23 protein-coding genes are annotated in these 22,619 nt (G+C 36.0%); 8 read left to right on the plus strand and 15 right to left on the minus strand.

Annotated features, from left to right (window positions below; genetic code table 11):
• Nucleotides 1-69: 69 nt before the first annotated feature.
• Nucleotides 70-750: a TrmH family RNA methyltransferase gene (locus DYR29_RS19790; protein WP_213278199.1), complete on the plus strand. Its 681-nt coding sequence runs from the start codon at nucleotides 70-72 to the stop codon at nucleotides 748-750.
• Nucleotides 751-797: 47 nt separating this feature from the next.
• On the opposite strand, the gene DYR29_RS19795 is transcribed toward DYR29_RS19790, so the two are convergent.
• The 3 genes from DYR29_RS19795 to tsaD are packed head-to-tail and all read right to left on the minus strand — an operon-like array spanning nucleotide 798 to nucleotide 2,898.
• Complete coding sequence (locus tag DYR29_RS19795; RefSeq protein ID WP_213278200.1) at nucleotides 798-1,493, minus strand: RsmE family RNA methyltransferase; 696 nt, start codon at nucleotides 1,491-1,493, stop codon at nucleotides 798-800.
• Entirely contained in the window at nucleotides 1,490-1,885 is a 396-nt protein-coding gene (locus DYR29_RS19800) for a hypothetical protein (protein ID WP_213278201.1), read from the minus strand. Before DYR29_RS19800 ends, DYR29_RS19795 begins: the two co-directional genes overlap by 4 nt.
• Complete coding sequence (tsaD, locus tag DYR29_RS19805) at nucleotides 1,882-2,898, minus strand: tRNA (adenosine(37)-N6)-threonylcarbamoyltransferase complex transferase subunit TsaD (RefSeq protein WP_047424252.1); 1,017 nt, start codon at nucleotides 2,896-2,898, stop codon at nucleotides 1,882-1,884. Before tsaD ends, DYR29_RS19800 begins: the two co-directional genes overlap by 4 nt.
• A 4-nt stretch (nucleotides 2,899-2,902) precedes the next feature.
• Here tsaD and DYR29_RS19810 point away from each other — a divergent pair, with 4 nt between their 5' ends.
• The 3 genes from DYR29_RS19810 (at nucleotide 2,903) to DYR29_RS19820 (ending at nucleotide 8,751) form a co-directional block, all read left to right on the plus strand.
• Nucleotides 2,903-7,699: a translocation/assembly module TamB domain-containing protein gene (locus tag DYR29_RS19810; RefSeq protein ID WP_213278202.1), complete on the plus strand. Its 4,797-nt coding sequence runs from the start codon at nucleotides 2,903-2,905 to the stop codon at nucleotides 7,697-7,699.
• Between the two features lie 134 nt (nucleotides 7,700-7,833).
• Nucleotides 7,834-8,304 (plus strand): Lrp/AsnC family transcriptional regulator, encoded by a 471-nt coding sequence (locus tag DYR29_RS19815; protein ID WP_039371059.1) that lies wholly within the window; start codon nucleotides 7,834-7,836, stop codon nucleotides 8,302-8,304.
• A gap of 69 nt (nucleotides 8,305-8,373) precedes the next feature.
• Nucleotides 8,374-8,751 carry a hypothetical protein gene (locus DYR29_RS19820; protein WP_047373649.1) on the plus strand — a complete coding sequence of 126 codons (378 nt, stop codon included), beginning with the start codon at nucleotides 8,374-8,376 and terminating at the stop codon, nucleotides 8,749-8,751.
• Nucleotides 8,752-8,834: 83 nt separating this feature from the next.
• Here the strand turns inward: DYR29_RS19820 and gwsS are convergent, their stop codons facing one another.
• The 5 genes from gwsS to DYR29_RS19840 form a co-directional block, all read right to left on the minus strand.
• Nucleotides 8,835-9,905 (minus strand): grasp-with-spasm system SPASM domain peptide maturase, encoded by a 1,071-nt coding sequence (gene gwsS / locus DYR29_RS19825; RefSeq protein WP_213278203.1) that lies wholly within the window; start codon nucleotides 9,903-9,905, stop codon nucleotides 8,835-8,837.
• A gap of 175 nt (nucleotides 9,906-10,080) precedes the next feature.
• Nucleotides 10,081-10,512 carry a hypothetical protein gene (locus DYR29_RS22865; RefSeq protein WP_249413543.1) on the minus strand — a complete coding sequence of 144 codons (432 nt, stop codon included), beginning with the start codon at nucleotides 10,510-10,512 and terminating at the stop codon, nucleotides 10,081-10,083.
• Nucleotides 10,479-10,982, minus strand: coding sequence for a hypothetical protein (locus tag DYR29_RS22870; protein WP_249413544.1), 504 nt, complete (start codon nucleotides 10,980-10,982; stop codon nucleotides 10,479-10,481). The genes DYR29_RS22865 and DYR29_RS22870 overlap by 34 nt, the downstream gene beginning before the upstream one ends.
• Entirely contained in the window at nucleotides 10,979-11,884 is a 906-nt protein-coding gene (locus tag DYR29_RS19835) for a hypothetical protein (RefSeq protein WP_213278204.1), read from the minus strand. Before DYR29_RS19835 ends, DYR29_RS22870 begins: the two co-directional genes overlap by 4 nt.
• A gap of 65 nt (nucleotides 11,885-11,949) precedes the next feature.
• On the minus strand, nucleotides 11,950-12,150 hold the full coding sequence (locus tag DYR29_RS19840) for a TIGR04139 family peptide modification target (RefSeq protein WP_213278205.1): 201 nt from the start codon (nucleotides 12,148-12,150) through the stop codon (nucleotides 11,950-11,952).
• A gap of 875 nt (nucleotides 12,151-13,025) precedes the next feature.
• Here DYR29_RS19840 and DYR29_RS19845 point away from each other — a divergent pair.
• The 3 genes from DYR29_RS19845 (at nucleotide 13,026) to DYR29_RS19855 (ending at nucleotide 14,688) form a co-directional block, all read left to right on the plus strand.
• Nucleotides 13,026-13,559, plus strand: coding sequence for a DUF4303 domain-containing protein (locus DYR29_RS19845; protein WP_213278206.1), 534 nt, complete (start codon nucleotides 13,026-13,028; stop codon nucleotides 13,557-13,559).
• A gap of 150 nt (nucleotides 13,560-13,709) precedes the next feature.
• On the plus strand, nucleotides 13,710-14,189 hold the full coding sequence (locus DYR29_RS19850) for a hypothetical protein (RefSeq protein WP_142719254.1): 480 nt from the start codon (nucleotides 13,710-13,712) through the stop codon (nucleotides 14,187-14,189).
• Nucleotides 14,167-14,688, plus strand: a complete 522-nt coding sequence (locus tag DYR29_RS19855; protein ID WP_249413545.1) for a hypothetical protein — start codon at nucleotides 14,167-14,169, stop codon at nucleotides 14,686-14,688. Before DYR29_RS19850 ends, DYR29_RS19855 begins: the two co-directional genes overlap by 23 nt.
• A gap of 196 nt (nucleotides 14,689-14,884) precedes the next feature.
• On the opposite strand, the gene DYR29_RS19860 is transcribed toward DYR29_RS19855, so the two are convergent.
• From DYR29_RS19860 to DYR29_RS19870, 3 genes are all read right to left on the minus strand, one after another.
• Nucleotides 14,885-15,829, minus strand: a complete 945-nt coding sequence (locus DYR29_RS19860) for a transketolase family protein (protein ID WP_213278207.1) — start codon at nucleotides 15,827-15,829, stop codon at nucleotides 14,885-14,887.
• A gap of 30 nt (nucleotides 15,830-15,859) precedes the next feature.
• Nucleotides 15,860-16,711 carry a transketolase gene (locus DYR29_RS19865; protein WP_213278208.1) on the minus strand — a complete coding sequence of 284 codons (852 nt, stop codon included), beginning with the start codon at nucleotides 16,709-16,711 and terminating at the stop codon, nucleotides 15,860-15,862.
• A 110-nt stretch (nucleotides 16,712-16,821) separates the two neighbouring features.
• Entirely contained in the window at nucleotides 16,822-17,340 is a 519-nt protein-coding gene (locus DYR29_RS19870; RefSeq protein ID WP_213278209.1) for a hypothetical protein, read from the minus strand.
• A gap of 327 nt (nucleotides 17,341-17,667) precedes the next feature.
• On the opposite strand from DYR29_RS19870, the gene DYR29_RS19875 reads away from it, so the two are divergent.
• Nucleotides 17,668-19,905, plus strand: a complete 2,238-nt coding sequence (locus DYR29_RS19875) for a reprolysin-like metallopeptidase (protein ID WP_213278210.1) — start codon at nucleotides 17,668-17,670, stop codon at nucleotides 19,903-19,905.
• A gap of 68 nt (nucleotides 19,906-19,973) precedes the next feature.
• Here the strand turns inward: DYR29_RS19875 and DYR29_RS19880 are convergent, their stop codons facing one another.
• The 4 genes from DYR29_RS19880 to DYR29_RS19895 all read right to left on the minus strand — a co-directional run bounded on the left by DYR29_RS19880 (nucleotide 19,974) and on the right by DYR29_RS19895 (nucleotide 22,619).
• Nucleotides 19,974-21,533 carry a sodium:solute symporter gene (locus DYR29_RS19880; RefSeq protein WP_213278211.1) on the minus strand — a complete coding sequence of 520 codons (1,560 nt, stop codon included), beginning with the start codon at nucleotides 21,531-21,533 and terminating at the stop codon, nucleotides 19,974-19,976.
• A gap of 183 nt (nucleotides 21,534-21,716) precedes the next feature.
• Nucleotides 21,717-22,004: a GNAT family N-acetyltransferase gene (locus tag DYR29_RS19885; RefSeq protein WP_213278212.1), complete on the minus strand. Its 288-nt coding sequence runs from the start codon at nucleotides 22,002-22,004 to the stop codon at nucleotides 21,717-21,719.
• A gap of 1 nt (nucleotide 22,005) precedes the next feature.
• Complete coding sequence (locus tag DYR29_RS19890; protein WP_213278213.1) at nucleotides 22,006-22,401, minus strand: OsmC family protein; 396 nt, start codon at nucleotides 22,399-22,401, stop codon at nucleotides 22,006-22,008.
• On the minus strand, nucleotides 22,401-22,619 hold the full coding sequence (locus tag DYR29_RS19895; RefSeq protein ID WP_213278214.1) for a (4Fe-4S)-binding protein: 219 nt from the start codon (nucleotides 22,617-22,619) through the stop codon (nucleotides 22,401-22,403). The genes DYR29_RS19890 and DYR29_RS19895 overlap by 1 nt, the downstream gene beginning before the upstream one ends.

Below are 22,619 nucleotides of genomic sequence, written 5' to 3' on the forward strand. Positions count from 1 at the left end.
GATCAAAATTTTATAAAAATAAGATGGTAATTGTGGGCGTTACATTGAGCTATTGGAAAAAATAACTAAATGTGGATGAAAGACTTAACGCAAACTTATGAATATTTAAAACAGTTTTTAACCGAAGAAAGACTGGCAAAAATTGAACATTTTTCGCAGGAAAGTTCAGACTTTGTGCTTCCGGTTGTAGAAGATGTCTATCAGTTTAGAAATGCGGCAGCAATTGTACGCTCTGTGGAGGCTTGCGGCTTTCATAAAGTAGTCGCTTTACAGGAAGAATATAGTTTTGAACCTAATCTTAGGGTAACAAAAGGTGCAGATACCTGGGTTGAGGTAGAAAAGCTTCCCCGGAATATGGAGTCCTTTCAGAGTATTAAAGACAGAGGATATAAAATTGTGGTGGTTTCATTAGAAAATAATGCTAAAATGCTGCCTGAATATGAAATTACAGAACCCATTGCATTGGTTTTCGGAACTGAAATGGAAGGGGTGTCTCAGGAAATTTTAGACTTTGCAGATGAGACACTGGCAATTCCGATGTATGGTTTTACGAGAAGTTTTAATGTTTCTGTAGCAGCTTCAATCTGTATGTATGAATTGAAACAAAAGCTTATAAAATCTGATATTGATTATAAACTGGATGAAGAAAAACTTTTAAGGATGAAAATTCTCTGGACGGTAAATTCAATCAGAAGCGGACAGCAGATTTTTGAGAAATATCTGAGAGAAAATAATATTGACTGGAAATAGAATTCAGAAATAAAAAGAGAAGGTTCAGCGCCTTCTCTTTTTGTTATCTATATCATGTTGTAATAATTCCATGCGGCTACAAAAACTCCTGCAGTTTCCGTTCTGAGCCTTTGATTTCCGAGAGAGACAGCCTTTACTTTATTCTCTGCCAGAAATGCAATTTCCTTTTCAGAAAAATCACCTTCAGGGCCTATTAAAAAGGTAAGCTGTTTCAGTTGAGGAATATTTTTAAGATCAATTCTTTCCAGATTCTCATGACAGTGTGCTACAAAAGTATGTTCCGGATCAGTATTTTTAAGGAAGTCCGTTAGTTTTACAGCATCATTGATGACCGGAAAATGAAATCTCAGACTTTGCTTTGATGCGGCCACAGCCTGTTTTCTGATTTTATCAATATTAATATTTTTACGTTCCGTTTTCTCGGTTACGATAATGCTGATCTCCGAAATGCCCATTTCCACAGCTTTCTCTACAAAAAACTCGATCCTGTCAATATTCTTGGTGGGAGCAATCGCAATATGAAGTCTAGGAGTGAATTCCGGTAGATTTTCTTTGATCTCAGAAATGTCAATACCTGCTTTTTTACCTTCAATAACCAGTTTTCCGGAAGCAAGTTTCCCTTTTCCATCCGTCACATGAATATCTTCACCATCTCTCATACGAAGCACTTTCACAATATGCTGCTGTTCTTCGTCATGGATGATGACCTTTTGATCTGTTATTTCTCCGTAAAATAGTTTCATATATCCTGCGTTAAAAATGCAACTCCTGTTTTTATAGTTGTGTAGATGTCTGTATCACATTCACGGTAAGAGCACATGTATATTTCTTCAATCCAGATATTGTTGATGAAAATCAGATTTAAGTATTCCTGTTTTCTCAAATTATTTTTGATCGATAAATAATCTCCTTCATTTGGAGTATAAGGAAAACTGAAAAGATGTTCAGAATTTATTTTTTTTATAATTTCCTCTTTTATATCCTGAATATATCCTGTCTCAGAACTTGATGGAAAGTAATCTAAGGCATTTTCTGCATCTTCATTTTTTCCTGTAACCGTTTCTAATACCCAATAATATTTTGAGTTCTTTTTAGAATGTGTGCCCAGTACTTTTTCTTCTAAGAGTATTTTCATAAATCGTATTTTGCTGTTGCCGAAGTTCTCAAATCCGTAAATTCACCTCTCTCAAACTTCAGTTTTGCTACCATGGCAATCATCGCAGCATTATCTGTGGTATATTCAAACTTAGGAATGAAGATACTCCAGCCCAGCTTTTCTTTGTTATCTTCCATTGCTTTTCTCAGTGCAGAATTGGCAGATACACCACCTGCAATAGCAACTTTATTGACGTTCAGATCCTGAGCTGCCTTTTCAAGTTTATTCATCAGGATTTCAATGATGGATTTCTGTACAGATGCACATAGATCATTTAGATTTTCCTTGATGAAATCCGGATTTTTTCTGACTTCCTTCTGAATGAAATATAATACCGAAGTTTTAATACCGCTGAAAGAATAGTCATAGTTTTCAAGCTTCGGTTTGTTGAATTTAAACGCATCGGGGTTCCCTTCCTTGGCAAGTCTGTCAATGATAGGTCCGGCAGGGTAGTCAAGGTCAAAAATCTTTCCGATTTTATCAAAAGCTTCGCCCGCGGCATCATCGATGGTTTTACCGATGATCTCCATGTCGAAATAGTCTTTTACCAGTACAATCATGGTATGTCCTCCACTTACCGTAAGACATAAGAATGGAAAAGTGGGCGGCACAGGATTTGCATCTTCGATGAAATGGGCCAGAATGTGGGCTTGAAGGTGATTTACTTCAATTAACGGAACGTTAAGGCTCATCGCCAAAGACTTAGCAAATGATGTTCCTACAAGAAGAGATCCTAAAAGTCCGGGTCCGCGTGTAAATCCTATAGCTGAGATTGCATTTTGTTGTATATTTGCTTTGGAAAAAGATTTTTCAACAACGGGAATAATATTTTGCTGATGGGCCCGTGAAGCCAATTCAGGGACAACACCACCATATTCTTTGTGGATGGCCTGATTCGCGGCAATGTTTGAAAGAATAGAATTTCCCTTGATGATAGCTGCTGAGGTGTCGTCGCAGGACGATTCAATACCTAAAATTATAGAGTCGCTCATAATAATGGCAAAGTTAGAGAATAATAACGAGAATGAGAATAAAAAATCGGTAGCTGAAAACCTAGGGGATCAGGTACAGAAAACTGTCGAAAATGTTGAAGAAAAAGTTCGGGAGACAGTAAAAGAAGCATCTGAGCTGGCTTCAGATGCCATACATCATCCTGTGGAAACGGCTGAAGAGTTCGGGAAACAGGCGATGAAAGACGTTACCAGCTATACCTGGTGGGGAAAACTTCTCTTGATTCTCTTTTGGCTTGGCTTATTTCTGGTAGGAGGGATATTGGTTGTCATCAATCTTCCGGTTACAAAACAATGGGCGGCAGATCAGGCTCTTCAAATCGTAAATAAAGATTTCAAATCCGGGTTTTCCACAGAAAGTGTGGATGTTAACTACTTTGGAGATGTAACGATAAAAGGTTTAAAAGTAAAAGATTATAAAGGATTTGATTTCATTAAAGCCCGTGAATTCCGTGCAGATTCAGACTGGATATCCCTGGCTGTGAATGCGATTTCAGGAAAAAGCAATTCATTAAGTTTCAATTCACTTACTCTCGTGAATGCAGAAGTAAGGGTAATTACCTATAAAGGAGACAGCATATCCAATTTTGTGAGATTTACGGAACTCTTTGACGACGGAAAGAAAAGAAATCCGAACAAACCTCCTTTTCAGCTGAATTCCAGAGTACAGATTATCGATTCTAAAGTTTCTATCATCAATGAAAACTCTCCCGGAGAACAGGGGAAATGGCTGACAGCAACACAATTCAACTTAAAAGCCCCAAATGTAAAAGTCAACGGACCGAATGTTTCGGCATTGATCAATAATATGTCCTTTGTGACCTCAAGATGGGGAAAATCTCATATTGTGGATACCTTTTCAACAGAACTGTCTTTAACGAAACAGTTTCTGTCATTGAAAGACCTTACGCTGAATACTGATCATACCTTACTTCAGGGAGATATTAAATTTAATCTTCATGACGGATCATGGTCAGATTTTGCTGATAGAGTACGATGGGATATGAACATTCAACAGGGAAGCCAGGTGAGTGGTTATGACATCAGCTATTTTGTGACAAACTGGGATAATATTAAACCGTTCAATCTTTCAGGGACAATGACGGGGCCTTTAAATAAGTTCCATCTGGAGAATTTCCTGATCAGAAATCCTGATGTTAATATTGCAACCAAAACCATGAAGGTGGATAACCTGCTGAAAGGACATTTTGCCATTGAAACAAAAGATCTTTCTACAGATTTTACTTACAAGGATTTAAAAGCAATGATGCCTTCCTTTATCTCTAAAAAGATGAAGAATTTTGCTGATGATTTCGGGAAATTAAAGTACAACGGAACAGCAAGAGTAAATCCGGATCAGATCTATGTGGACAGCGGGAATTTAATGACAGGAATAGGGCAGGCCAAAATTTCCAAACTTACTTTATCGGGTTACAGCACCGCAATGCCTAAATATTCAGGTTATCTTGATGTAAAAGACCTTAACACGTCTGTTATTACAAAGAATAAAACGGTAGGCTTAATCTCGGGTAAATTTGATCTTAACGGGCAAAGCTTTGATGTGAATACCATGCGTCTGACCACTAAATCTCAGATTGCAAGCGTTGAAATTATGGATAAAACGATCAATAATCTGTATCTGGATGGATTATTGGATCATAAAAAATACAACGGACTTATTACCGTAAATGATGAGCAGGCAAAAGCTACGATCAAAGGATTAATAGATTTCAGTACTGCAAGAGTAGCAATGGATGTTAATGCAGATGTCACCTACCTGAACATGAACTATTTTACCAATAAGCCCGGCAGCCAGGTGGTAAGCGGTCAGGTTGAAGGAAAAATGGCCATGTCTTCCATTAATGACCTTACACTGGACGTTAATGCCAATAATCTGAACTTTGCTACAGCAACTCAAAAATATAATATTCCGAATGCTAAATTAAAAACCTTTGTAGAAGCAGGAGGCCGTGTGATTGATGTAGATGCTCCGGGGGCTGCTACAGGGAAGATATCGGGAAGATACGGCCTGGCAGATCTTGCAGGAATGGTAGAAAACGGAGTCGGAAAAATTTTGGTGGGACCACCGCCGAGAAAATTATACCGCGGACAGAATTTTGCGCTGAAATTTGATGTTCAGCAAGGATTGGTCAATTACTTTTTACCGGAACTTAAAATTCCTCAGGGAGCTATTGTGGAAGGAGAATATGATGGAAATTCAAACAACCTGATTCTGAACCTGGATGCTGCTTCTTTGAAATATATGATGACGAAGGAAGAAGAGATTACAGATGCTGATAAAGCGCTGGCAGCTTCCAATCCTGATTATAAAGTTCACGACAGAAAGAACATCAACAGAGACAGTGCAATGGTGGACAGTGTTAAAGTAAGAATTAATACTGCTGACCTTAACCAGCAATTGTACGCAAAGATCAATAGAGTAGTTTACAATAAAAATGTAATCAAAGATTTTGAGCTGAAAGGGAATAATGAAAATGGAAATACTCTTCATTTAGCTACCGTATTCAAGCATGGAAGTCCTGATGATGAAATTAATGAAAAGCTTAAAGAATACGCGATTAATGTAGACCAGTCTACCGATGCCGCCGGTGATTATGTGTTCAGATTTGAGCCTACGGAAGTGAAATTTAATGAAGTTACCTGGGCTATAGATACAAGTCCGGAACTCAATCATTCTATTACCTACAGAAGGAAGACCGGAGATTTTGATATCAGAAACCTAAGGGTTTATTCAGATAAAAGTGCCTTGTTTATTAAAGAAGCACAGTTTAAATCGGCAAAAGATTTTTATCTGGATGCCGATATCAACGACTTTTCAATAGAAAAACTTCTGGAAATGCAGTCCGGGGGAAATACAATGGATATCAAGGGTCTTGCCAACGGAAGTGTCAAGATCAAGATGGATAAAAGTACACTTCAGCCACTGGTAGATCTTAATATTGATGATATCAAAATGAACGGCAATGATATGGGAGATATCTCCATCTCTGCCACCAATGGTTTCTCACTGAATGTTTATGATATAGATGTAAAAGTACATTCTGCAGGAGTCCTTGGAAATAATAGTCTTAATTTAACAGGAACAGTTAACAATAATACTTCTTCACCGATCATCGATCTTACGGCAGAAATGCGTGATTTTGATCTGTCATTTACACAGCAGTTTGTACAGACTGTTTTCGCAAACCTTCGTGGAAAAGCAACCGGAGACCTTAAAATCAACGGAAAGCTCAACAATCTGGATTATAGCGGTGATATTGCTTTAAAAGATTTCGGATTAAAACTTTTGTTCACCGGGGTAGATTATTCATTTGATGATACTGTGATTCAGCTGACCAAAGGATTAGCCATTCTCAACAATATTGAGGTACATGACGGAAGAACCAATTCCAAAGGAAATGTTTCCGGGGCAATCCAGTTTGAGACCCTTTCTTCAATGGGAGTATCTCTCGTAATGAGGGCAGACAACCTGTTGATGCTTAATACTACTCAAAAAGATTTTGACCTGTTCTGGGGAAGAGTTTACGGGCAGGGAGATCTTTATGTGGACGGACCTGTCTCAGGATTAAGTATTACAACTCCTAATATGAAGGCACTTAACGGAAGTACCTTTACCTTTAATTCCAGTTCCACATCTAATGTTGAAGAATTCAAGATGCTGAGGTTCCTGAAAGAAGGAAAAGACGGTCTGATTACGCTGGAAGAAAAGAAGAAAACAGGAGCCAATATGAATATTGATTTCAATCTGGCTGTAGATAAAGGAACAACTGTAAACGTACTGGTAGGAGATGATGTAGGAAATATTACCGTAAAAGGTTCAGCAGATCCGTTGAGGTTCCATATGAACAGACAGGGAAATATCGCGATGAGCGGTACCTATAAAGTAGATAACGGAACGTTTGTCTCTAAGGCAATTCTTAATAAAACGTTCCAGATTGAAAAAAACAGTAGTATCAGATGGGATGGTGACGCTATGAAGCCTGCATTAGACATTAACGCTAATTATATAAGGATGGTAGCCAATGTAGGGGAATATCTGAGTATGGGAAAACTACAGCCTATCAGTGTTTTATTACAGGCTCATATTACCCAATCCTTAGTGGATCCTCAGATCGATCTGAATGTAACGGCTATGGATGTATCCAGCCAGGTAAGAGAAACGCTGGCCGCTAAAATGAGTCAGGAAGGAGAGAAAGTACTCCAATTTGGTTCAGTTCTTTTGCTGAGCACCTTTAACGTTTCCAATAGTGGTGGAGTGGAAGTAAACGTAGGTAACGTTGCAGAATCGCAAGGGTATAACATGCTTCTTAAACAGTTGGGATCTGTTCTTAATACAATGAGTAATGAATTTCAGATTGACCTTAATTATGTGAAAGGAGACCAGAACTCGACAGTTGGAGACAGAGCCAATGCAGGAGTAAGTGTAGCAGTTTCTCCCAGAATTAATATTAAGACTGGATTGGGAATCCCTCTGTCTAAAACAGATAATACACAGAATAACTACCTTTCCGGGGAAGGATCTGTAGAATATGACCTCTCAAAAAAGAATGATGGAAGTTTAATCATACGAGGATATTCTAAACCTACTAATATCGGGATGGGAATGGTGAGTACAAACGGTTCTGCAAATCAAGCCTATGGAGGCGGGGTCGTGTGGAGTAAAAGCTTCAATTCTTTGTTTAAAAAGAAGAAAAAAGACAAAAAAACTTCAGATGCAAAAGGTGAAATAAAAACAGATTCTATAAAATCAAATAGTAAATAATCAGAATATTTTAATGATTTTTATCATCTGTGTTAATTATTGTTAATATTTGATATATATTTTTTAGTTAAATTATTTTTCGTAAATTTGCAAAAAATACATAGATTTTTTAAAGAAATTGTAATTTAACTAATATGAACTATCAACTGGACGAAATAGACAAGAAAATTCTTGATTTCTTAGTAGAAAACACAAGAATGCCTTTTACTGAAATTGCAAAGCAGATGGATGTTTCTGCTGGAACAATTCACGTAAGAGTGAAAAAGATGGAAGATGCAGGTATTATTTTGGGATCATCTCTTAATATCGATTATGGTAAGCTGGACTATCACTTTACAGCTTTCATAGGGATCCTTTTGACAAAATCAAACCGTACTCAGGAAGTATTGAAAGAATTGTCAACATTACCTAACGTCATTGAAGCTAGCGTTATTTCCGGAAAATATAATATTTTCTGCAAAGTAAGAGCTAAGAATACCGATGATGCTAAAAGAATTATTTATCAGATAGATGACATTCAGGACGTAATGAGAACTGAAAGTATGATCTCTATGGAAGAATTCTTAAGTGACAAAAATAGATTGATCAACGCTATCTCTATATAAGTCAAATTTTAAACGAATAATTATAAAAGAACTTATGAAATCTCTCATAAGTTCTTTATTTTTGTAGGTATGGAAGAATACAGTTATTTTGACGAAGATCCGAAGAAAGGATGGGGATTTGTACTGGCATTTGCAGCCCTGATGTTGTTTACCATAATGGGGCTTGGAATAGATGTGGATGAATATCTGCAGCATGAATATCTGGAGATCCCGAGGTGGTATTTCTATGTTATTTTTTCAATTGATGTACTGATGATGATTGGGCTGGTACTGATGTTCTTCTACAGAAAAATAGGAATCTTCATGTTCCCTGCTTTACTGGTGATGCACTTCTTTATGCACAATTATTATCTTTCTACATTTCTTTACACAGATGTTACCAACCTTTTCCTGTTTACAGGATTCGGAATGCTGGCTATTATCCCGAAATGGAAGTTTTTCAAATAAGAATATAATCACTTTATAATAAGACGAACGGCTTTTAAATTCAATTTAAAAGCCGTTCTTGATATAAGAGGGGATGAGAAACACTATCTGAGTTCTAATGAATGAAAAATTTTTTGCTTCAAAGGATTTTTTGTCCAGTCTTCCCAGACTCCTGAATAGGGGTTATAACCACATTTTAGAGGTTTTGATATATTCAGGCCTTCTTTGCTTTTTTCTGTATTTTCGGTGTACGCCCTGCAGTCTGTGCAGGTATAACGGAACTCACAGTCTTTGCAGACTTCTATATGGTCTTTAGTCAGATCCCAATATTTTTTGAAATCAGGTTGGGCTATTGCTTCTTCAAGGCTGTGATTATGGATGTTTCCAAAGCTTTCAGCCATCAGCGGGCAGTTTTTAATAGCACCGTTTCGGTCAATACCAATCTTTTTATACAGGCAGGAATTATGGTTCATTGCTTCCAGTACTTTTGGAAGGTTGGTGTTGAAATATTTCAGTTCCACTTTTCCACAGGCAGATATTTTCAGGTCATCTTTCAGAAAATTCAGCGAGAATCTGTATTCATCTTTAGCTTTGAAAGGAGGGTTCGAACAATTGTAGAAAATGAGACTGTATATTCTGACTGTATTTTTGTGAAGAGCCTGTATAAAAGATAGATTGGTTTCCTGATGAAATGGTGAAAAGACTTCTATTCCTGACAGCACTGAGGTTTTAAAAGTATCATCAATTTCTATGAATTCATTGATTGTTAACGATTTTAAACTATAAATAACCAAATGTTTAATGCCAAGGTTTTCTACAGAAGGTTTTATTTTTTTCAGCAGCTCTATATCTTCCATTTCGATAAAGAGATTTGTTATAGCACTGGGCTCATGATATTCATAAGAAAGAGGAGGGAAGTTCCTGTCCCAATCGTTTTCAGTAACAAATCCATATTCTTTTTCGAGCAGCAGATTAATATATTCCTGAAGAATTGGCCTGGATTCTTCATCATAATCTTGCAGGATGTCTTCAAGAGAATGTTTTTTCATTTCTTCTATCATCTCGTACAATTCCAGGGGATATAGTTCAGATACATTTCTCTGTATATCCGAAATAAGAATCCTGGTGGCTCCTTTGGTGATCAGAATTGTTGAAAAAAGATTAAAGTATTTCATAGTAATCTTGTAAGAAATTTATAAGGATTAAGTTTAGCATAAGAATCCGTAAAATATTTTTCACAAGGAATAGTAATGCTAAAATGCTTTTTCTCACGACTTTTACTTTTTACAACGTCAATATATTTAAATGTGAGGGGAAGTGTATGTTTTTCTTTGCTAGTAAAATCTCTTTTCATAAATAATCAGCTATTTCTTTTTCCAACAAATAATTACATATTACTGATATTCCCAAAAACTGGCCTACAGGATTGACTTCTAAAAAATAGTATTTACCATCATTTTTAATGAAATCAAGAGAACCGGAATTAAGATCTAATGACTGCATTAGCCGATGTATTTTTTGTTCAATATTTTTCGGAAGATTATAAGGAACCTTTCTATTTGGTTTTTCATCATTGTATTTCCTAAAGTCAATTTTAGTCTGGTTATCATTTTGCGAAAAGATGGCTGTAGACCAGACTTTACCATTTAAATAAAAGCTTCTGATCTCGAAGTCTTTTTCGATTTTTTCCTGAAAGAAGGTGATAAAAAAATTTTCGTCTTCATTTTCTTGAACAATTGTTGTATACATCATACCGCTTGAATCTTTGAGTATGTTTTCCATTCGCGGATTTCCACCATGGTTTTGATGATTGTTTTGTTTAAAGTAACATCATCTGTGGTGTCAGCCAGGAAGTAAGACGGAACATCTAATCCAACCTTTTGAGCCGCTTCAAGCACGAGAAGTTTATTAATATCACTATTGCTTTGTTTATTAATATGTTTTTTTGACTCTAAAACCTTTATTATATAATCTTCCAGCCAGTGTTGATATTCATTCATATTAAGATTAACTGCTTCATTTTTATAATGCAGGCGGTTAAAATTCAATCCACCTCTTCTATACCATACACTGGTAATTTCATCAATAAAAAAACAATTTCTCGGGCTTTCTAGATAAATCCGTTTTTCTTGTATTTTAATATCAAAAACTTCATCTTCATGTACCCGGATAAAGCTTTTATCCGATTTTAGTAGCCATTTAATGACTTCAGTAGTGGTTATTTCGTTATTTTGAGAAATGATCAGTATCAATTTTTCTTTTTTATTTTTTTGAAGAAATCTTTTGTAATCAACTGAGCATGCTTTAAGCTTGGCAACCCTATGCTTTTGCGATTACGATTGACGGTTGTGGAATCTTTTATATTTTCATATCCTTGATAAACGCCATAAGTATAAGGTACTTTATGGTGTAAATTATTTCTATCTATCATAGCTGCGTAGTCTCGTGGGGGACATTCACCTGATTTTACATACTCTAATACTTTTATTTTCAAATATGGGTAATACTCTTCATAATCGGCCATATGAAGTAACATGGGGCCGGAGGGCATAAAAAAATCACCATTCCATAAACCTATTTTTTGCAGGTCTGGAAATCCATAGTTCTCAAACATCCACTTCAGAAGTTCAGCATTCTTTTTATCATTTTTATTGATATCTGCATAATTTGAATCAATACGACTGTCTTGATCACGTTTAAACGCGACTGTAAAAGAATCTACAAGTTTTTGATTAAGTCTTTTTTTCCATTCTTCAACTTTCAATTCCATTTCTTGTCTGTCAATACCATATTTTTGATAGAGTTGTATAAAGCTAGTGTCTTGCTTTTTATATTTCCAATTAGGTGCAACTAACGGAATAAGCTTGTAAAGACTTTTCTTCCCTCCAAAATTTTTGTGATGTTGATCTGCAAGCTTTATGTAATTTTCATATTCTTCTCTCCGTTCCTGGTTTTTGGGAGGATATTGTCTGAATATTTTTTTGTACTGCTTTATCGTAAATATTGTATCCTTTTGAAAACGAAATATACTGTCGATTTCATTGATCTTATTATAATAGGTTATATAGTTTAAATTTCTGCTCTTACAAGCTGTAAGAGTAAAAATTATAGCTATTAAAGCAAATGAAGTATAGTTCCAAATATCTTTTTTCATAAATTCTCTAACGAATATGATCTGATAGAAAGAGATAGAGGGATGATCCTCTATCTGTATTAATATTAATTAAGGCTGGTATCTATTTTCAAAGTGCTGATATGAACACCGTCTTTCCATGTCTCTTTATCATAACATGTAGAACCACAATCTGTTTCTACATATTTATAACCATCTCCACCTAAAATAGATTTTAAATCTTTTCGTTGTAATTTTTTGTTTTCTGTAGAAGAGAAGCCACCCTTCATTCCATTTAATTTTTTCATTTTGATAATTTTTGTTGTGTTGTGTAAAATCATTTGTGCCATATAAACCCTGACATTGGGATTGAATAATTCACTTATTTTCTTGTACTGTACACATACAATGCAAATATGTAGAATGTATTCCCTCAACGTTGATGTTTTCAAATCTATAAATATTCAGTTCACTTCAGTGGGATAAAATGTGTAAGTGATTTGCTTATTTTATGTACAAACATGCATATTCATATTGTACCTGTATCAGAGGGTTTGGTGAAATATTTCAAATATTGAAAAGTATAAAGTGAAGTTTGAAAATGTTATGAAAGCTTAGGAATATAATGGCATATTGTAGAGTAAGATATTCTATTGTACAACACAGTGAAATGAATGGATTTAACATTAGAAATCACATGATAATTCAATCATTTTGAAAGGAATTTGCATGTTTCTAAGGATGTTTTTAGTGAAAAAAGTACTGGTTTTGAATGAAAAATGATCTGAAAAAAGTATTGCTTTTATATTTTTTCACCATCTAAGTAGTTGTGTTCAGTCATAAAAATGATTTTTTTAGTTTAGTCCGGTAAGTTTTTGTGATTTAAAATATAGTGGTGAAATGTAGTTACAGTTTAGAAATTAAATACCCTGTAAAAAGTCTGAAATCATATTTTAATTTATACCGGACTTCTTTTTTAATCGGTATTTGGTCATTCTATATTTTCCCACTCTTACATCAAAAGAAACAGAAGGTGTGTGCAGAAATAATCCAAATACTTAATGTGAAGCTATAAAATACACTAGCTATAATCGTGAATTTGGCTATACTTATAAAGAATATAAGGTGCTGATTTGACAGGATAAAGGTAATTTTACCGCCCATTTTAAAAAAGAAAAGAAGGATGGATTTTGAAATTTTGAAACAGCAGATAGAAGATGCTGCTAAGAAAGCTTTTTTAGAAGTGTATGAAAAGCATGGAACAGAAGGGATTTACAGCTTTGCATTGTACAGTGATGAAGGTGCAATGACAGTATGCCCTGCAGCCAATACCATGAAAATACTGGAAACGGCAGATGAGGAGGATGCTCTTTATTATAAATATGAACCGGCAGAATGGACCTATGAAATGGAAGGAGCCGATGAAGAGTTCAATGAAATATGTACTCAGCTGAGAGCAGAACTGGATCAACATGAAGAAGATGATCAATGGTTTGAAGGTTTTCAGGCAAAATTGTATTCGGCTTGCATCGAAGTGCTGGAAAAACTTAAAAATGAGAACTTTTTCACAAAGATTACAGGCAAAGATATTTTCTTGATTTTCACGGTCTCAGATTATGAGTTTGAGATGGAAGAGCTAAAAAATCTTGTTGTAAGACTTAATGATAATGAATACAGAAGTGAATATCTGAACTGGATGGCTACCTGGGACAATTAAAAGAATGCCGAATTAAAAAAACACTTTAAATATATAATACATATGAAGCCCGATAAAATAATTGTCTCAGAAGCCTCTTATCATCACAGTCTCTAAAAGCCTAATAATATCATATCAGAAACCAAAAATTAAACAACAATTATATTAATTATGAACAATTACAAATTTTATAAACAAGAAGGAAATCAATATATTTTTAAAAACCAGCCGGTATTTGTATCTGTGCTTTGTATTATTTTTCTGATTGTAGCAGCATTGCTCTTTAACAGCGTAAGGACTCTTAGCTATGTTATCATTGCTGTGGTAGCACTTATTCTGGTTAATTTTTTTACCAAGAAATTCATCATTGATATGGATCGCATGACAATTACAGGAAAACATACCATTTTTGTTCCGGCAAGAACCTATCCGATAGATAACTTCAGAAATTTTCATGTGCTGGCAACAAAATACATGGGTTTTATCACCACAAATGTAATGCTGTCTATGTATTTTGAAGTGAATGGCAAAGAAAAGCAGCTTACAATAGGCCAGGCTCTTACCCAAAAAGGAATACAGAAGATGGTGAATGAAACAGAGGACATTATGAACATTAATAATCCTGAGAATGGATATCAGAGACCGCTATAAGTTTGAAGAAAACGGAAGTGAAATAAGCTTTATGCCCAACTACAATTTCCTGCGTACTTTGGTATGGTGGTTGGCATTGGGTGTCATTGCACTTCCTGTGATTCTATATTATTTTAAGGGTAAAACTTCCGGAGATCAGTTTAAAATTGCAATGGGACTATGGACAATTTATATGATCTATTTCCTGTTTGATCTGCTTTTCAGGGTTCCTGTGAAATATATTTTTGATAAATCAGAGAAGTGTATCTACAGAAAACTTTTATTGTCCAAAAAGCTTATGAACTTTGATGAAATGACCTATTTTATCAATGATGAAAGAGGAGGATACTATTATTCAATTGGGAAAAAAAGAAATCAGTTTGTAAAAAACTACAGAATCAGCAATTATTTTTCAGGTTCAAAAGCTTCCGGCAGAAGAGAAGGAGAGTATATCGAAAAAATACTGTGTCCTATTTTGATTGCCGTTGGAATTCCCCTAAACCAGCAATCAGAACAATAATAAGACAAGGTAAAAACTAATATTGCGACAAACAGGTGCATAGCCATTCCCCTCCTCCGGAGGGGTGGCAAAAATTCAAAGAATTTTTGACGGGGTGGTCTATAAAGTAATTTAAAAAAAAATTATAATTCAGTCAACAAAAACCCCGGCTGTTTCAAAGAAACAGCCGGGGTTTATCTATATAAAAATAGCTTTCTTAAGCTAAAATTCTCTTTACAGCTTCTTTCACTGCAGCAGCATCAATTTTATACTTTTTCATCAATTCTGCTGGTGTTGCAGACTCTCCGAAAGTATCATTTACCGCTACAAATTCCTGCTTTGTAGGTCTTCTTCTTGCAAGCATACCTGCAACAGATTCTCCTAAACCACCAAGGTAGTTGTGCTCCTCAGCTGTTACAATTTTACCTGTTTTTTCAACAGATTTCAGAATGATCTCTTCGTCAAGAGGCTTAATCGTGTGGATGTTGATTACCTCACAAGAAATACCTTCTTTCTCAAGCTCATCTGCAGCTACAAGAGACTCCCATACAAGGTGCCCAGTTGCAACAATCGTCACATCAGTACCTTCCTGAAGCATAATTCCTTTTCCGATTTCGAAAGGCATATCTTCCGGAATGAATACAGGAACTACCGGTCTCCCGAATCTTAAATATACAGGACCTTCAAAATCTGCAATCGCCAAAGTAGCAGCTTTAGTCTGGTTATAATCACAAGTATTGATAACCGTCATTCCAGGAAGCATTTTCATCATACCAATATCTTCAAGAACCTGGTGGGTAGCTCCATCTTCTCCTAAAGTAAGACCTGCGTGAGATGCACAGATTTTTACATTTTTGTTAGAATAAGCGATAGACTGACGGATCTGGTCATATACTCTTGAAGTAGAAAAGTTAGCAAAAGTTCCTGTGAAAGGAATTTTCCCTGTAATGCTAAGACCTGCAGCAATTCCCATCATGTTAGCTTCTGCAATCCCTATCTGAAAGAATCTTTCGGGAGCCTTCTCAATGAATTTCTCCATTTTCAAAGAACCGATAAGGTCAGCACAAAGTGCTACTACATTAGGATTTTTGTCCGCTAGTTCTGCTAATCCTGCTCCGAATCCTGAACGAGTGTCCTTTTTTTCTGTATATGTATATTTCATTTTTATTGTATTAATCGAGATGTTAAGATATTAGTAATCAGCCGGAGCTTCTAGGTACAATTGCTTGAATGCTGTGTCTAGCTGCTCATCATTAGGAGCTTTACCATGCCATGCATGAGATCCCATCATGTAATCAACCCCGTAACCCATTTCTGTATGAAGAAGGATGGCTACCGGCTTTCCTTTTCCGGTTTCTGTTTTTGCTTTCTCAAGGATTGCAATCACAGCTTCAAGATCGTTACCGTTCTTTTCTTCCAAAACAATCCATCCGAATGCTTCAAGTTTAGCATGAAGATTTCCTAAGCTTAATACATCATCTGTATCCCCGTCAATCTGACGTCCGTTGTAATCAATAGTAGAAATGATATTATCTACTTTTTTAGCAGAAGCATACATCAATGCTTCCCAAACCTGACCTTCCTGAAGTTCACCATCTCCGTGAAGAGTGTAAACAAGAGATTGATCACCATCTAATTTTTTACCCTGAGCCACACCAAGAGCTACAGAAAGTCCCTGTCCAAGAGAACCTGAAGCAATTCTCACTCCCGGAAGCCCCTCATGAGTAGTTGGGTGCCCCTGTAACCTTGAATCTAATTTTCTGAAAGTACTCAGCTCTTCAACAGGGAAGAATCCGAATCTTGCCAAAGTAGAATAGAATACCGGAGAAATATGTCCGTTTGATAGATAAAAATGATCTTCATTTTTGCCTTCCATTGTGAAAGGAAGTTTATAGTTCATTACCTTTCCATAAAGGGCTGTGAAGTATTCTGTACAACCTAAACTTCCGCCCGGGTGTCCTGAATTTACAGCATGAACCATTCTTAAAATGTCTCTTCTGATCTGCGTAGTAAGAGATTTTAGCTCTTCAATACTTTTACTCATTATGTCTGATTTATTTGAACGCGAATTTACAATTTTTTACCGGCTTATGGAAATGCAAAAATCCGGATCTGAAACCCCGGATTTTAATTAATTTGAATTTTTTTCCGCTTTTAACAGCCCTCATTGAGGTAGACGGATATTTCTGTAACAATATTATTAACAAATTTAAAGCTTAACATCGTTCCTGCCTGGCTGTCTTCAATATTAAAATAGCCGGAATCTTTGATGGGTTTGCTATTGTCATCCCAATCCGGACGTACACTGAAGTTGGGATAATTTCTGTAAGCATTGATAAGGTCATCCCTGGTGCTTTCAACCCCGATCCCGCTTTTGGTCTTAAACTTTTTACTCTTTGTTGTCATGTAAGTAACAGAAGGAACACTTGGATTGGCTTCATTAATATAATTGTCGAAAAGATCAATCTGGATGATTTCTCCATTATACTTTACATTATTTTTTTTCTCCCCACCAGAGTTCGTAAGTTTTGTTCCAGCAATTTTTTCAGCCTCCACCTTGGGCATAAAGACTTTAAACGGTCCGATTCTTAATGTTGACACTTCAAAATTTTCCTGAGCATTCACAAATGCAAATGTTAATGAAAACATTAGGATTGAGATAATTTTTTTCATGGTTTTTTAATTTCTGTTTCTTTTTATTTTGTTGAATTTTTGAATGGATTTATATCATTCGGATCAAAGATAATTAAAATATAAAAGTCTATAAAATTAGTTATTTTAATAAAGGAAATTTACTTATTGAGTAGAATGCTTTGTGGTAGCTTGATTGTTGATTTTTTACTACTGAATATCATTTTTTTTTGAATTTTGATATATAATATTTGAATAAATTTAACTAATTTTATAATTCAAGATTATTTGAATTATAAACCTTTAACTGATTATTTTTTGGTTTTTGGTCTTGTTATTTGAATTAATAAAAATTACATACCATTATATATGAAAATTAAACAATTATTTTATCTGGGGATATTTGTGATATCCATTTCCTCAGGGAAAGCCCAGGACTTTTTTACAGTAATCAGTGAAAGGTCCATCAAAGCAGATCCTAAAAACAGGACAGTACAGCCGGAAAAGTCATTGACTTACACATTAGATGTGGCTGGAATGAAAAGTTATTTTAATTCCGTTCCGGAGTTGAAAGACAGTGACCATAAAGCTAATGCTCCGATTATTGTTTTGCCAATGCCGGACGGTACGAAAGCAAAATTCAAAATCTGGAAGTCTTCGGTGATGGCTCCTGGGTTAGCCAGCCAGTTTCCTCAGATCGTTACTTTTACAGGGCAGGGAGTTGATGATAAGTATGCTACTATCAAACTTGATTTTACCGAGCTTGGGTTTCATGCGCAGATAAAATCTGTGGTAGCAGGTGATACTTATATTGACCCTTATGCAAAACAAAATATTAACAATTATATCATTTATAAAAAAAGTGACTTAATTGATAAAAATCCAAGATCCTGCGGAGTAAAAGATGAGGACGATTCTCCATTAGGAAAAAAAAACGCTCAAAAAACCGTAAGCCCAAGCGTAGGAACTCAAATTAGAGTTTTTAGATTTGCTGTGGCTTGTACCAATCAGTATGCAAAGGCAGCAACAGGCTCGGCAACACCTACTGTTGCCCAGACTTTGTCAGCGATTGTAACTTCTGTAAACAGAGTAAATGGAGTATATGAGCAGGAAGTAGCTTCAAGATTGGTGTTAGTGGATAGTGAAACGAATGTCATCTTTACAAATTCTGCCACAGATCCTTTTACCGGAAATGATAATGCCGGCACATTAATTAATGAAAGCCAGACTCAGATTGATGCATTGATTGGAAATACCAATTATGACATAGGACATACTTTCAGCACAGGTGGCGGCGGATTGGCAGGATTAGGAGTGATCTGTAATGCAACCAACAAAGGAAGAGGAATTACTGGTTCTCCTAACCCGGTTGGTGACCCCTACGATATTGATTATGTAGCCCACGAAGTAGGACATCAGTTTGGAGGTCCTCATACTTTTAATGCAACTACAGGAAGCTGTGGAGGAGGTAACCGCAGTGCTAACAATGCTGTAGAACCCGGAAGTGGAATTACCATTATGGCATACGCAGGAATTTGTGGAAGTACCAATAACTTAGCTCCTAACAGTATTCCTACTTTCCATACCAAATCATTCCAGTCTATCACAGCAAAAGTTCAGTCAACAACATGTCAGGTGACAATTCCTTCTAACAATTTTCCACCTTCTGTAAATGCCGGAGGTGATTATACTATACCTAAGAGTACACCGTTTAGATTGGAAGGATCCGCTTCAGATATTGATAACAATCCACTTACTTACAGCTGGGAACAGAATGATGTAGGCCCGGCAGGTGACTGGAATGCCCCAACAGGTAATGCTGCTATATTCAGATCATATGTGCCTGTAACCGTTCCTTACAGATACTTCCCGAAACTTACAGATGTGATCAATGGAACTGTATCTAAAGGAGAAGTGAGACCATCTTATGCCAGAACCATGGAGTTCAGACTTACAGTAAGAGATAATAACCCAGGATGTGCAGGAGTTACCAATGATGATGCTATCATTACCGTGGATGGAAATTCAGGGCCGTTCAATGTAACTGCTCCTACCACAGCTGTAAACTGGGCGGGTAATTCTACACAGACCATAACATGGGATGTAGCGAATACAACTGCTTTCCCTGTAAATTGTGCTACTGTAAACATTTTTCTTTCTACAGATGGAGGTCTTACATATCCTACGCTTATTTTAGGCTCCACTCCGAACGATGGTTCGCAGACCGTTACCATTCCTAATGTAACGACTACGCAGGCCAGAATTATGGTGGCAGCAGAGACAAATGTATTTTACAATATCAACCCTATCAACTTTACGATCACACAGACATTAGGAGTGAACGAAACAGCTTCAAATAATGATGTATTCGTAGTATATCCTAATCCGAGTAAAGGGCTTCTGAATATTAAATTTACCAATTCAAATGAAGTGTATGATATGACAGTATATGATGTAAGTGGAAAATTAGTATTCACTCAGGCTAATAATAAACTGAACCATGATAAAACAGGTACTTTTAATTTATCACAATTGGTTAAAGGTAATTATATGATTAAAGTTAAATCCAAGAATATGGAGAAAACGATCAAGTGGATTAAAGAATAAAGAATCCATTTACCAAAATAAAAAATGCTGTCTTCAATGGAGGACAGCATTTTTATTTTTTATAAAGATTAAACGACTCTTAAATAGTTTTTATTTTTTACCAGCCATAGGCCAATAAAGGTCAGCAATCCGTTAAGAACAATCAGTTCCACACCGATTTTGTAATCGGTATAAGTTGTGACAGCCAGGTTGATCAGATAAGTAAGTACAGGTGCTAAAATAGTCACTGTAAGGATGGAGTATTTTCTGGAAATCTGAAACTTTGTGAAGATTCCAAAAGCAAAAAGCCCCAAAAGCGGTCCATAAGTATATCCTGCAATTTCCATGATCAGATAAACAATAGACTTGTCATTCATTGCTTTGAAAACCATAATCAGGATAAAGAAAACTACCGTAAAGATCAAATGCACTTTCATACGAAGACGTTTCTTTTCTTTTTCAGTTTTGGTTTTATCTTCATTCAGGTTTAATAAATCTACACAATACGAACTTGTTACAGCCGTTAAAGCGCCATCTGCAGAAGGGAACAATGCTGAGATCAATCCGATAATGAAAATAACGGAAATCGTCATTGGGAAATACCCTTGAAGCGATAAAGCCGGGAAAAGGTCGTCTCCCATTATATTCTTAATATTTCCTGCGGTGTCTTTAAATCCGAAAATATTCGTGACTGTTTCACCGTTTATAGTTCCATATTCTGCTCCATGTTGTAGGGCAAAAAGATATAATAATCCTCCCAGGAATAAGAAGGCAAGATTCACGATAAGAAGTGTTCCTGCAAAAGTCAGCATGTTTTTCTTTGAATTCTTAAGATTATCTACAGAGATATTTTTCTGCATCATTTCCTGATCCAGCCCCGTCATCGCAATCGTAATAAAAATTCCACCTAAAATTGTTTTCAGGAAAAAGGTTTTGGAGTTAGGGTCAAAATTGATGAAATGGGTGTAATTTTTCTGTTCCAGTATAGTATAAGCTTCTCCAAATGATAAATTCAGATTTGATAAAATATAAACGATACATGCTACGAGGCTGATAATCATAAAAGAAGTCTGCAATGTATCTGTAATAACAATTGTTTTTACACCACCTTCAAAGGTGTACAGAAGTACCATCAGCAAAAGAACCAGAGAAGTTACCCAAAACGGAACTCCCAACCCTTGAAGTAAGAATATCTGTAAAACGTTTACCACCAGATATAATCTTGCCGTAGCACCAATTGCCCTTGAAATAATAAAAAAGATGGAACCTATTTTATGAGCTTCCACATTGAATCTTTTCCCCAGATACGTATAGATAGATGTGAGGTTCATCTTATAATAAAGTGGAAGCAGTATTGCTGCAACGATAAAATACCCGATGAAAAACCCGATCACCATCATATAGTACTCAAAACCTCCGTAAATGTATTCGGAGCCGGTCATTTTTCCTACAGTTCCCGGAACAGAAATAAAAGTAACCCCGCTTAAGCTGGTTCCTATCATCCCGAATGCAACGAGCCACCATTTACTCTTTTTATTACCGATAAAAAATGACTGGTTATCAGAATTCCGGCTGGTGAAATAAGAAATCACCAAAAGGCCGATAAAATAGATGAAAACAAATAGCAAAAGGATAGTTCCTGAATTCATGCTTGATTTTTAAATTTTAGCAAATATATAAAAAAGATCAGTCGTGAATCGTGAATTTAAAATACTGTTGGTTTCAAAACAAATTGGGAGGAACATTTTGCTTTCCAGTCTGTATTTTGCTAAAAATAAAAACCCTTCCAGATCTCTCTGAAAGGGTTGTATTGTAAGGGTGGAAAACCGTGGCTAGTTCACTAAAACATCCTGAAGTTCCTCACTTTTCTGGAAACTTGCCTTAGCGAAAGGGCAGAGGGGAATGATCTTTTTCCCGTTTTTTCTGGCAAAATCCACTGCAGCCAGAAGCATTTCCTTGCCTACACCTTTTCCGTTGTAGGCTTCTTCCACCTCGGTGTGGTCTATAATAAATCTTTCTTCTCCCGCCCAGGTATACGTCATCATTCCTGCGCGACTTCCATCTATGAAAGCTTCAAAACTTCCGTGTTTATCGTCGTTGTTTTGTTTTACTTCGATCATATTACGAGAATTTAGTTAATATTTCTATGTCGTTGGTTAATATTTTATGAACAGGACATGCATCTGCAATAGTATGAAGTCTTTTCAGCTGCTCATCATCCAGAATACCTTCAAAGCTGATATCCCTTTTGAAAACCGCTCTTTTTGTCAATGGAAAATTTTCAAGCTCTACTTCCACATTGATGTTTTCTACATCCCATTCTTTTCTTTCAATATACATTCTCAAGGTAGCAGCCGTACAGCTTGCCAGTGACGTTGCCAGAATTTCCAGAGGGTTAAAACCTTTGTTCTGTCCGCCTTTATCAATCGGTTCATCAGTGATGATCTTATTTTCGCCGGCTGTTACCTCTGTATAATATTTTGTTTTTCCTAAACTTGCTTTTACCGTTACCGCCATTATTTTTCTGTATTGAATTTATAACTTAATGCACCTGAAGGGCATTGGTCTATCTGTGTTCTAAGTTCTTCCGGGCTTGCATTTTCTGCTTTTATCCAAGGTCTTTCTTTTGGATTGTAGACTTTAGGGAGCAATTTTACACATACAGCCGAGTGGATACACTTTTTAGGCTGCCAGATGACAGTGATGTTACCGTTGGGATATTCGTGTGTTTCCAT

This window comes from Chryseobacterium indologenes, from assembly GCF_018362995.1.
GTDB classification, from domain to species: domain Bacteria; phylum Bacteroidota; class Bacteroidia; order Flavobacteriales; family Weeksellaceae; genus Chryseobacterium; species Chryseobacterium indologenes_G.

Excerpts from the sequence above, each read along its gene's own strand:
- DYR29_RS19790 (WP_213278199.1), top strand. The coding sequence starts at position 70 with ATGTGGATGAAAGACTTAACGCAAACTTATGAATATTTAAAACAGTTT.
- DYR29_RS19795 (WP_213278200.1), bottom strand. The coding sequence starts at position 1,493 with ATGAAACTATTTTACGGAGAAATAACAGATCAAAAGGTCATCATCCAT.
- DYR29_RS19800 (WP_213278201.1), bottom strand. The coding sequence starts at position 1,885 with ATGAAAATACTCTTAGAAGAAAAAGTACTGGGCACACATTCTAAAAAG.
- tsaD (WP_047424252.1), bottom strand. The coding sequence starts at position 2,898 with ATGAGCGACTCTATAATTTTAGGTATTGAATCGTCCTGCGACGACACC.
- DYR29_RS19810 (WP_213278202.1), top strand. The coding sequence starts at position 2,903 with ATGGCAAAGTTAGAGAATAATAACGAGAATGAGAATAAAAAATCGGTA.
- DYR29_RS19815 (WP_039371059.1), top strand. The coding sequence starts at position 7,834 with ATGAACTATCAACTGGACGAAATAGACAAGAAAATTCTTGATTTCTTA.
- DYR29_RS19820 (WP_047373649.1), top strand. The coding sequence starts at position 8,374 with ATGGAAGAATACAGTTATTTTGACGAAGATCCGAAGAAAGGATGGGGA.
- gwsS (WP_213278203.1), bottom strand. The coding sequence starts at position 9,905 with ATGAAATACTTTAATCTTTTTTCAACAATTCTGATCACCAAAGGAGCC.
- DYR29_RS22865 (WP_249413543.1), bottom strand. The coding sequence starts at position 10,512 with ATGGAAAACATACTCAAAGATTCAAGCGGTATGATGTATACAACAATT.
- DYR29_RS19835 (WP_213278204.1), bottom strand. The coding sequence starts at position 11,884 with ATGAAAAAAGATATTTGGAACTATACTTCATTTGCTTTAATAGCTATA.
- DYR29_RS19840 (WP_213278205.1), bottom strand. The coding sequence starts at position 12,150 with ATGAAAAAATTAAATGGAATGAAGGGTGGCTTCTCTTCTACAGAAAAC.
- DYR29_RS19845 (WP_213278206.1), top strand. The coding sequence starts at position 13,026 with ATGGATTTTGAAATTTTGAAACAGCAGATAGAAGATGCTGCTAAGAAA.
- DYR29_RS19850 (WP_142719254.1), top strand. The coding sequence starts at position 13,710 with ATGAACAATTACAAATTTTATAAACAAGAAGGAAATCAATATATTTTT.
- DYR29_RS19855 (WP_249413545.1), top strand. The coding sequence starts at position 14,167 with ATGGATATCAGAGACCGCTATAAGTTTGAAGAAAACGGAAGTGAAATA.
- DYR29_RS19860 (WP_213278207.1), bottom strand. The coding sequence starts at position 15,829 with ATGAAATATACATATACAGAAAAAAAGGACACTCGTTCAGGATTCGGA.
- DYR29_RS19865 (WP_213278208.1), bottom strand. The coding sequence starts at position 16,711 with ATGAGTAAAAGTATTGAAGAGCTAAAATCTCTTACTACGCAGATCAGA.
- DYR29_RS19870 (WP_213278209.1), bottom strand. The coding sequence starts at position 17,340 with ATGAAAAAAATTATCTCAATCCTAATGTTTTCATTAACATTTGCATTT.
- DYR29_RS19875 (WP_213278210.1), top strand. The coding sequence starts at position 17,668 with ATGAAAATTAAACAATTATTTTATCTGGGGATATTTGTGATATCCATT.
- DYR29_RS19880 (WP_213278211.1), bottom strand. The coding sequence starts at position 21,533 with ATGAATTCAGGAACTATCCTTTTGCTATTTGTTTTCATCTATTTTATC.
- DYR29_RS19885 (WP_213278212.1), bottom strand. The coding sequence starts at position 22,004 with ATGATCGAAGTAAAACAAAACAACGACGATAAACACGGAAGTTTTGAA.
- DYR29_RS19890 (WP_213278213.1), bottom strand. The coding sequence starts at position 22,401 with ATGGCGGTAACGGTAAAAGCAAGTTTAGGAAAAACAAAATATTATACA.
- DYR29_RS19895 (WP_213278214.1), bottom strand. The coding sequence starts at position 22,619 with ATGGAAACACACGAATATCCCAACGGTAACATCACTGTCATCTGGCAG.